This window comes from Modicisalibacter ilicicola DSM 19980, assembly GCF_900128925.1.
Lineage (GTDB): Bacteria > Pseudomonadota > Gammaproteobacteria > Pseudomonadales > Halomonadaceae > Modicisalibacter > Modicisalibacter ilicicola.
Genome location: NZ_FQUJ01000011.1, coordinates 138420 through 149161 on the forward strand (window position 1 = coordinate 138420; position 10742 = coordinate 149161).

3 protein-coding genes are annotated in these 10742 nt (G+C 63.6%); all 3 read left to right on the forward strand.

Translation table 11 applies throughout. The features are described from left to right. The first annotated feature begins 221 nt into the window (after window positions 1-221). Window positions 222-2135 carry a putative bifunctional diguanylate cyclase/phosphodiesterase gene (locus BUA41_RS13190; RefSeq protein WP_084671567.1) on the forward strand — a complete coding sequence of 638 codons (1914 nt, stop codon included), beginning with the start codon at window positions 222-224 and terminating at the stop codon, window positions 2133-2135. 208 nt (window positions 2136-2343) lie between these two features. Further along, complete coding sequence (locus tag BUA41_RS13195; RefSeq protein WP_072823624.1) at window positions 2344-3633, forward strand: MATE family efflux transporter; 1290 nt, start codon at window positions 2344-2346, stop codon at window positions 3631-3633. Window positions 3634-4211: 578 nt separating this feature from the next. Beyond that, the coding region (locus BUA41_RS13200) for a hypothetical protein (protein WP_217652825.1) at window positions 4212-10742 on the forward strand (6531 nt) is incomplete at its 3' end.

Consider the following 10742-nt stretch of genomic DNA (forward strand, 5'->3'; position numbering starts at 1 on the left):
CAGGTGTTAGAAAAATGGTTATTTGTAACCACCGAAGCGCAAGAGGCGAGCCAGGAAATTTCCCGTCTTTTTATTCTATAGTTCTAATGTAATGCTAGCTGCCCCGACCCATGAAGGAAGTGATCGCTCGAATAAGGCGCCTTGAGTGGTCTTTTTGAGGGCTTACGAGGGAGTTAAGAATAGTTAACATGCCTTACAATCCATGCCTCTGATGGTGGCGAATGTCTGATTCCGGCAACATCAGGTATCCAGTCTCGGCACTGCTTGCCTCGGCAACCGGCGCCTCATTCCTGGCTATCTTCTTCCTCGACCCGCCGTGGTGGGTGCTGGGTCTGCCGGCAATCCTCCTGGCGGCGCTGGCAGCGTCGGGACGCCCCGGGCAGCCGGGCAAGGCCTTGCGGATTGAATCCGATATAGAGCAGGTGAAGTATCGTCACCGAGAGAGTGAGCAGCGCTTCCGGGCGCTGCTGGAGAGCTTGCCCAAGGTGGCCGTGCAGGGCTATGACAAGGATCGCCGGGTCATCTACTGGAACGAGGCGAGCTGTCGGCTGTACGGCTATACCCGGGGCGAGGCGACAGGCCGACTCCTGGAAGAACTGCTGATTCCCGATGGCATGAAGGAGCACGTGATCGCCGCGCATCGTGCCTGGGTGGAGGAGGGCAAGGAGATCACGGCCAGCGAACTGGAACTGAAGCACAAGTCGGGTGCGCCGGTTGCGGTCTTTTCCCATCATGTCATGCTGGGCGAACACACGAGCAACCCGCTCATGTTCTGTGTCGACGTCGACTTGTCGGATCAGAAGCAGGCGCAGCGCGAGCTCGACTTCGTGATGCGCTTCGATGCCTTGACGGGGCTCCCCAACCGCCAGTCCTTCGAGGCCGATCTCGCGACCTGCCTGGACCAGAGCCCTCGGGGCGACCAGCTGGCGGTGATCTTCATCGGCATCGATCGATTCGCCGAGATCAATGACGCGCATGGCTACACGAGCGCGGATGAAGTATTGACGCTGATAGCGCATCGCCTGCGTCGTTGCCAGCGCGGCAACGACCTGCTCGCGCGTTTCGGCGGGGACGAGTTCGTCATGGCACTGCCCGCGCTCAAGTCCAGCAACGACGTGCTCGCCCAGGTCGAAGGCATCCACCAGGCACTAAGCCAGCCGCTCATGCTCCGGGAAGAGGAACTTTACGTCACCTCGAGTGCCGGTATCAGCCTGTTCCCGGACAACGGGACGACGGCGAGCGAATTGATCCACAATGCCGTCGTGGCCAAGAACCGAGCCAAGCTTGGTGGACGGGACAACGATCACTTCTTCGATGAACGCTTTCATCGCGATGTGCAGCGTCGACACGAGCTCACCAGGCGGCTGCGCAATGCACTGCGTCATGATGAGTTCGTGCTGCATTACCAGCCCCAGGTGGCAGCGCGCAGCGGACGCATCGAGAGCTTCGAGACGCTGTTGAGATGGTTTCCCGAGGAGGGCCCCGCCGTGTCGACGGCCGAACTCATCGAGGTCGCCGAATACTCGGAACTCATCCATCCCCTTGGCGACTGGATCATGCTGGCGGCGTGTCGCCAGCAGGCAAGCTGGAAGGCCCGCGGCCTGGGCGGCCGTCGCATCGATATCAACCTTTCCGGCAAGCAGCTTGCCCAGGAGGGCGTGTTGCAGCGCCTCGAGGCTCACATGGCCGATCATGGGCTGACGGCGCAGGACATCGGTATCGAACTGACCGAGAACGTGCTGATCCAGGCCAGTGACCGAATCCTGGCGGGACTGAACCGCCTTTACCACAAGGGGATGAAGATCGCCCTCGACGACTTCGGTACCGGCTACTCCTCGTTGAGCTACCTGAAGCAGTTGCCCGTCACCTCGATCAAGATCGACAGAACCTTCGTGCGCGATGCGCCGTCCGAGCCCCGCGATCGAGCGATCATGGAGGCGACGGTGTTCATCGGCCACCGCCTCGGTCTGGAAGTCGTGGCCGAAGGCGTGGAAAATGAGGCCCAGCTCGAGCTGGTACAGGAAATGGGCTGCGACCTGGTGCAGGGCTACCATTTCTTCAAGCCGATGAGCAGTCACGAGGCAGGCGAGCTGATCGCGCTGCCGGCGGCATCGGGTACCGTGCCGATCCACTGAAGGCACTCGAGCCGCCCGCGCAGGCGCCATCAACAGCCAGTCGGCCTTTTCCTCTTGTGCACCCCATGTCCGGCGGCTCGTGCCGTCTGGCGCCGGGTATGTGGCATCGTCCCCAGAACGTGCCATCGGGAGTCTCAAGCCACCTCTCTTCGGAGCCTTTGTGAGTCAACCTTCCCTCAGCCGTCAGCTCTGGAGACAGACCTGGCCCATGGCCCTCGGCGTGTTGTCGCTGCTGGGTTTTCAACTGGTCGACAGTGCCTTCATCGCGCGCCTGGGCACCGCGCCCCTGGCGGCTCAGTCGTTCACCTTCCCGATGTCGTTTCTCATCATCGGCGTGCAGGTCGGGCTGGGAATCGCCATCGCCGCCCTGATCTCCCGGGCCCTGGGGGCCGGGGAAGCGTCTCGCGCCAGACGCCTGGGCAGCCTGGTGCTGGTGGGCGGCAGCCTGATGGTGGGCATTCTGTGCCTTTCGCTGCTGATCCTGCAGGCACCGCTGTTCCGGCTCCTGGGGGCCGACCAGGCGCTGCTGCCGCTGATTCGTGCCTACTGGACGCCACAATTGCTGGCCTCCTGGGTCGGGGCGCTGCTCTATTTCGGCTACAGCCTGTTCCGGGCCCATGGCGACATGCGCCTGCCCGGCAAGATGATGGTGCTGACCAGCCTGCTCAATCTGCTCCTCGATCCGCTGCTGATCTTCGGGCTCGGCGGCTGGCCGGGGCTGGGCCTGCCCGGGGCCGCCTGGGCCACGGCCATCGCCTTCACCCTCGGACTGCTGGTGCTGGGCCTCAGGCTAAAGCAGACCGACTGGCTGGCCAGGCAGGCGCTGGGCATGGAGATGCGTCGTTCCGCAGGGCCGTTTCTGGGCATCGCGGGCCCCGCCATGATCAGTCAGTTGATGCCACCCCTGGCGGCCATGCTGGCGACGGCGATCCTGGCCTCCCTGGGCGAGACCGCGGTCGCCGCCTGGGGCATGGCGAGCCGGCTGGAGACGGTCTCGCTGATGGTGGTACTGGCCTTGACCATGTCGCTGCCGCCCTGGCTGGGGCGTTGCTACGGTGCCGCCGACTGGCAGCAGATCCGGCGCCTGATGAGGCTGGCACTGCGCGTCGTGGCGGTTTGGCAGCTGGCCCTGGGCCTGCTGCTGGCCCTGGCCGCCCCCTGGGTAGCAGATCTTCTGGCCGGCAACCCGGAAATACGCGGCGAGCTGACGATACTCATACGTGGGCTGTTGCCCAGCTACGCCTTGCTGGGGGTGTGCATGGTCGTCGTCTCGGCATCGAATGCACTGGGGTGGCCTCTGCGTTCCATGCTGATGTCCGCCGTGCGGCTGTTTGTCTGTTATCTGCCCTGTCTCTGGCTGGGCGCCCAGTGGGGAGGCATCGTCGGCGTCGCTTTGGGCGCCGCGTTGGGCAATGCCCTGGCCGGAGGGCTGGCGTTCGTCCTGTACCGGCGCTCGATCGGCACTCGGGGCAAACCGCTGGAAGCGGCGACCGTATAGTGCCGGGCCCATGCCCGCACGATGTTCCCGTTTTCCGATGGTTTTCAGTATTTGGTGAATAAATCATTCCTCGAGGTGGTCATGAGTGGTGCGATTGTTTTCGTTCACTTAATGCTTTCTTGCTTGCTTTCCCTAAGTGTAAACCGCCTTTTTGACCATGAATTTCTAGTTAAATAATGACGGGGAATTAGCTATTTAAATTGGCGAGGTAACAAGAGGTCCATTCTTGTTACTGCTTGTAAAAGAAGCGATGCTATGCCGACAGGACGTCGTTTACGCATCGCAAATAACAACACCTGGCAGGCAAGAGCGTTAGGGAATTTCTGAATAAATCGCCGAGCGAAATGAAGTGCAAGGCGCACGGAGCGCAGAAAACGAGACATAACATGGGGTTAGGCGAGTTTTCGAGCACCGCGCAACGCAGCAATTCGTTCGTGTAGGCATTTATGCAGTGATTCCTTAGGCGGTCATGAAGAGATCAGCCGTGTCCTGAGAAATGGTGAATATCGAGCGTCCTGAAAACGTTTCCTGGCGTTCCGTTCCGGAAGCCGACCACGACTTTTACAGGATGTTCGAGCATGGTTACCAACAACTTCTCCAAGAGCGGTCTCGATCTCAACGGTCTGGTGACCTTGACGCAGCCGACATCTCTTGACTGGGGCCCCGATGGACGCCTCTACGTGACGGAAGTCAGTGGTAACGTCAAGGTGTTGACCGTGGCCTTCGGCGATCCCGACCCCAACGATACGCTCAACGTCAACTCCTTCTACGTGACCGATGCCGAGACCCTGAGCTTCGTCAAGGACATCCCCAACTTCAATGACGATGGCAGTGCGGCAAGCGGCAACGCGCGGCAGGTGACGGGGATCTCCGTCGTGCCGCAATACGATGCCCTTGGCCAGCCGGTCACGATCTTCGGCAAGCCTGCGGTTTCCGTCTATGTGACCTCCAGCGACAGCCGCATCGGCGGCGCCAGCGACGGCGACGACACCGGACTGGACACCAACTCTGGCGTCATCACCCGCATCGACCAGACCGAAACCGGCTGGACCGCCGTGGATCTCGTGCGCGGGCTGGCACGCTCCGAGGAGAATCACGCCCTCAACGGTCTCGAAGTCATCCAGCAGCTCGATGCCTCGGGCAATCTGGTCAGCGAACGGCTGATCGTGGCCAATGGCGGCAATGCCAACAATGGCGCACCCTCCAACAATTTCGCCGGCCAGCAGGAGACCGCCTACAGTGCGGCAATCCTGGAGGTCGATCTCGACCAGCTCAAGGGCATGGAGGTGCTCACCGACTCGCTCACCGGGCGCCAGTATGTCTACGACGTGCCCACCCTCGACGATCCGACGCGCCCCGGTGAGCCGGACACCAGCGACCCCTTCGGCGGCAACGACGGTCTCAACGGCGGCAAGATCGACCCCGACGGCCCCGTGCAGATCTACTCGGCGGGCTATCGCAACGCCTACGACGTCGAGGTGACCGAGGACGGTCGGGTCTGGACCTACGACAACGGCAGCAACAACAGCTGGGGCGGACGCCCGATCGGCGAGGCCGGCGACGATGGCGCGGCCCTCGACTACGCCCAGTGGATCGGTTACATCGCCACCAACCTCAACAACGGCGACGGCAACAGCGGCGATCCGATCAACCTCGAAAGCTGGGATCCCAAGAATTACGATCAGTTTCACGAGATCACGCGCTCGGACGACCTCGCCGGCCGTCAGCTCTCCGCCGGTCCCGGCGGGGCGGCGACCTACGAGTGGCTGGACCCGGACAGCGGCGAGACCCTGACCCTGGTGTATGGCGGCCACCCCAATCCGACGCGGGCCAGCGGCGGCCAGTCGGGACTGCTCTTCACCCCCGCGAACGGTGTCGCCGATGCCTACCTGATGGTCTCGGATGTCGACAAGGATGGCCCCGGCAGCAGCGATTACGATGCCGTGATCGCCTGGCTGAGCGAGGTCGAGAGCCGCTACGCCACGGTGGCTGCCGGTGACCTGACCGGTCGCGTGATCGGCGTCACGCCAGGGGAGTCCTACTACATCACCGACGCCGGCAAGGCCTACTATACCCGGGATTATCCGAACGGGCCGGCGACGATCAACGGCGAGACGGTGCTAGGTCAGAGCGGCCTGCCGGCGGATTTCGCCGAGGTGGTGGCCAGCCTCAACCCCATCGAGGGCAACTACCTCGAGGGCGGGTACACCGACGGTGCCGTCGATGCCGGCAAGGGCTCGGTCAACGGCCTCACCGAATACACCTCGACGGTGCTCGACGATCCGGAGAATGGCATCAAGATGTCCGGCGCGATCCTCGCGGCCAGCCTCAACCAGAGCTCCCTGACGGTGATGGGGCGTGACGAGAACGGCGTCATGCAGACCACCACCGGCACCAAGGGGCAGACCCTGGCCCTGGAGCGTTCCACCATCGCCGTCAGCGGCGCCCCCCTGGGGCTGGCGTCGATCGGGGACGACCTGACCCCCTTCGACGGCCAGACGGCCTTCCAGGGGTCGGTATGGACGACGGTGTTCAAGCAGAACGGTCCGCTGATCGAGATCCTGCAGCCCAACAACGGCGCCGTGCCGCTGGCCGGCAGCGAGATCGTCGACCCGACCGACCAGGACGGCGATGGCGTCGATCACCTTCACGATCCCTTCGAGTTCAGCGACGACAACGGTTTCGATCTGAACGTGAACGAGCGTCTCGTGCTCGACTTCGGTTCCGAGACGAGCGGCTTTTCCGGCACCATCTTCGATACCGGCCTGATGGGGGCGGCGCTGGATGGCGTCACCCCCAACCGTGATGCCAGGACCGCCGACGAGGGGTTCGAACCCGAGAAGCAGGAGGATGGCCTCTATGATCTCGGCGGCAACATCATCCCCGGAGGCAATGCCCCGATCTTCCAGATCAAGAAGGTGATCGGTGGCACGATGACAGGCAGCGCCAACACGGCGCGCGATGCCATGCACGTGGGCATCAAGCCCGGCCCGAACGTGGATCGCCTGGTGGTCTCCTCCAAGGCCCAGAACTGGGTATCTTCGGTCAGCGGCGGTCTCAAGCCCGGTCAGCTCACCGGCATCATGCTCGGTGATGGAACCCAGGCCAATTTCCTGCGCCTGGTGTTCGGGGCGATGATGATCGATGGCGTGCTCGCCGCGGGCTTCGAGGTGGGCTACGAGATAGACGACGTCTACACTCCGCTGACTCGCGTCGCCGCACCAGAGCTCAGCGGCAGCAGCGTGGCGACACTCGACCTGCTCCTGGAAGTCGACATTGGCAACGACTTCGCGGTCAGCGCCGGTTACCAGCTCGATAACGCGGCGACGCCGGTCATGCTCGACCTGGGTGGCTTCGCGCTGCCGCCCGGCGTGCTCCAGGATGTGCTGACCGGCGCGCACACCATCAGCGACGGCGACACGACCCTGCCTTCCGGGGCGGCGGTCGGCTTCATCGCCGAGACCTCCCCCGAGGACGCGGCCACCGAAACAGGCCTGTCGGCGATCGACTTCTACGATCTGCGCATCGAGGCGCTGGGCAACGAGATCCTGGCCGATACCGCCGCCGAGGTCGGCACCCAGGGCACCGAGGGCTTCGATACCATCATCTACACCGGCAGCGACACCGACCTGGCGCCTCTGGCCGCCAACGTCGAGAACTTCGACGGCAGCGGTTCGGCGGCCGACTTCAGCGTGACCGGCAATAGTGGCGATAACGTGATGATTGCCGGTGCGGGCCTCAATACCTTCACCGGGGGTGGCGGTGCGGACAGCATTCGCGGCACCTTCGAGCACATCGATGGCAGCCTGATCACCGACTTCCTGCCGGATGACGATTTCCTGATACTGGACCGCTACTTCACCGCCGAGGATGTCGGCTACAGCCTCGATGCAGGGGTGGTCAAGCTCACCTTCACCGACCCGCAGACCGGGGAAACCGCAACGATAAACCTGGAAAGCGACCAGTTCGCGGGCTTCGACCCGGCCGACGGCCCGTCGGTCTTCGAGATCGAGCAGACGGAGTTCGGCACCCGGGTCTCCTACGACATCAAGACGGTCATCTATCGCGTCAATACCGGTGGCGGGACCGTGGCCGCCACCGACGGCGGGCTGCCCTGGCTGGGGGACGCCGATTCGGACTACCCCTTCCTGTTCGGTAACAAGTCCGACACCTACAGCGACGAGCTGTCGGACGAGAAGAGCGAGATCGACCTCACCAACCTGGGGGAGGACGGGACGGTCCCCTGGCAGGTGTTCGTTACCGAGCGTGGTGACAACGACCCTGACATGCCGCTCATCGAGTATGCCTTCCCGGTGACCGCCGGTGAGACCTATGCGATCACCCTGTATTACACCGAGAACTGGCCGGGCATCTTCAACGAGAGCGACCGCATCTTCGATGTCGAGGTGGAGGGGAGCGTCCCGGCCGAATTCTCCGGTATCAACCCCCTGCAGGAGGCCGTCGACCTGTATGGCGCCGATGCCGGCCAGCAGGCGTTGCTGGGCGTGGGGCTCTCGCGGACCTATACCCTGACGACACAGGACGACACCCTGAACCTGGCCTTCCTGCACGACGTTCAGAATCCCAAGATCAACGCCATCGAGATCAAGCAGTTCGGTTTCGGTGTCTCGGCACCGGACAGGACGCCGCCCGCGGTCAAGCTGATCTGGGTCGAGGAGCCGACCGACAACGACAGCCCGATCCTGGCCACCGTCGTGGTCAAGGACGAGACGGGCATCGATGTCGCCTCCATCGACGGCGATGAACTCATCTTCACCGGCATCGAGCCCTCGACGGTCGCGCTGGCGCCAGGCAGCGATGCCATCGTACTGAGCGCGGATGGCAAGACCGCCACCATCAAGTACCAGTTGATGCCGCCGAGCGATACCGGTGCCTGGAGCAGCGGCGACTACACCGTCGGTGTCGCCGCGGGGAGTTACCAGGATACCTCGGGAAATGGCGTGGCGGCCTTCGAGACCAGTTTCGACATCGCACCGACCAGCAACACGCTGCTTTCACTGAATTTCGACCAGGTCGGTGCGCCCCTGGTCGAGGGTGGTTTCGACGGGCTGCTGGGCGGCATCCAGGATGCTTCCAAGGCCACTCAGCTTCAGGGTGGCGACCTGGTGATCGCCACCTCGGACGGCGATATCGCCAAGGGGCAGAGTGCCAACGACTTCATCAAGTACGTTGACCTGAGCAGCGATACGCTGAACGAGATCGTGATCGGCACGCGCTTCGACAACCCCTTCCCGGCAGCCCTGGCAGCCCAGGGGCTCCCGGCAGGCACCATCCCCAACTATGCCCAGCAGGGCATCGTCTTCGGGCTGGGCACCCAGGGCAACAACGAGCTGGTCAAGCTTGTCCTCGGTGGCAACAAGGGCAACGTGATCCAGATCTGGTCCAACCCGGATCTTGGCGGCATCGACACGACCTACGCGCTTGGCGATCTGCTGGTGGACAGCAGCCTGGGGCTGGATGATGTGGCCTCCCTGGAAATGACCCTGTCGGTCGACAAGGCGGCGGGCACCGTCACGCCGATCGTGACGCTCTTCGGTGCCGGCGGGGCCGTGCTGGGCGGACTGCGGGCCAGCCCGACCGGAGGGTTCGTCACCGCCACCGCGGAGGCCGTGCCGGAGGCGGTGCTGGCCAACCTGCTCGACCCGGCGACGTCCACGGCGGTGGGAGTGACCTCGAATGACTACAAGACCCTGGGGTCCTACGAGGCGCGCTGGGAGTATCTCGAGGTCACTACCCCCGATCCGCTGGGCGAGCCGCTTGTGCTGATCGCCATCGCCAATGCACCGACCGTCCTGGAGAGCGGCAATACCGGCGTCACATCCCTGGCCTTTGCCCTAACCACCGAGGCCGGTGTCGATGCCACCCTCGATATCGTCTATACGACCGACGCCGGCGCCACGACCCAGACCCAGGCAGTGACCTTCGTCGATGGGGCCGGCACCTTGACCATCGATGTTGCCAACGATGATATCGACAACGGACCCGACGACGTGACGGTGAAGCTGGTGAACGTCACCGACGAGCAGTACGCCGTCGATCCGAACGCCAACACGGCAACCGGCAGCGTGGCGGAGGACGACCAGACCACGTTGATCGCCATCAGCGATGCGCCGACCCTGGCCGAGAGTGGCGACAGCGGCACGACGAGCTTGTCTTTCGACCTGGCCACAGGGGCCAGCGTGAATGCCACCCTCGATATCGCCTATACGACCGATGCCGGTGTCACGACCCAGACCGCCACGGTGACCTTCGTCGATGGGGTCGCCACCTTGACCATCGAGGTCGCCAACGACGATATCGACAACGGCACGGACACGGTGACGGTAGCGCTTTTGAGCGTCTCGGATGCCAACTATGCCATCGATCCGAATGCCAATACGGCAAACGGCAGCGTGGTGGAGGACGACCAGGCCGCGCTGATCGCCATCAGCGATGCGCCGACCCTGGCCGAGAGTGGTGACAGCGGAGTGACCACGCTGTTCTTCGACCTGGCCACCCAGGCGGGGGTGAACGCCGACCTCGAACTCAGCTACACGACGGATGGCGGCGCCACGACCCAGACCGCCACGGTGACCTTCGTCGACGGGGCCGCGACCCTGGCCATCGATGTTCCCAACGACGACATCGATGACGGTACGGACAGCGTGCTGGTGGAGTTGCTGGGGGTCAGCGACACCCAGTACGCCATCGACCCCAACGGTGACAGCGCGGTCGGCAGCGTGACCGAGGACGACCAGGAGATCGGGGCGCTACTGGCGCTGGACTTCGAACTCCCCGGCGATCCGCTGACCGAAGGCGGTTTCGACGGGGTGCTGGGCGACGTGACCGATGCCGGCAAGCTCGCCACGATCCAGGACGGCGAATTGGTGCTCGCCACCTCCGACGGGGATATCGCCAAGGGCAATAGCGCCAACGACTTCATCAGGTACCTGGACCTGAGCGATGCGGCACTGAACGAGCTCACGATCGACACGCGCTTCGATAACCCCTTCCCGGCGGCCCTGGCGGCCCAAGGGTTGCCGGCGGGGACCATTCCCGACTATGCCCAGCAGGGCATCGTCTTCGGGCTGGGTACCCAGGGCAACAAC

Excerpts from the sequence above, each read along its gene's own strand:
- BUA41_RS13190 (WP_084671567.1), top strand. The coding sequence starts at position 222 with ATGTCTGATTCCGGCAACATCAGGTATCCAGTCTCGGCACTGCTTGCC.
- BUA41_RS13195 (WP_072823624.1), top strand. The coding sequence starts at position 2,344 with ATGGCCCTCGGCGTGTTGTCGCTGCTGGGTTTTCAACTGGTCGACAGT.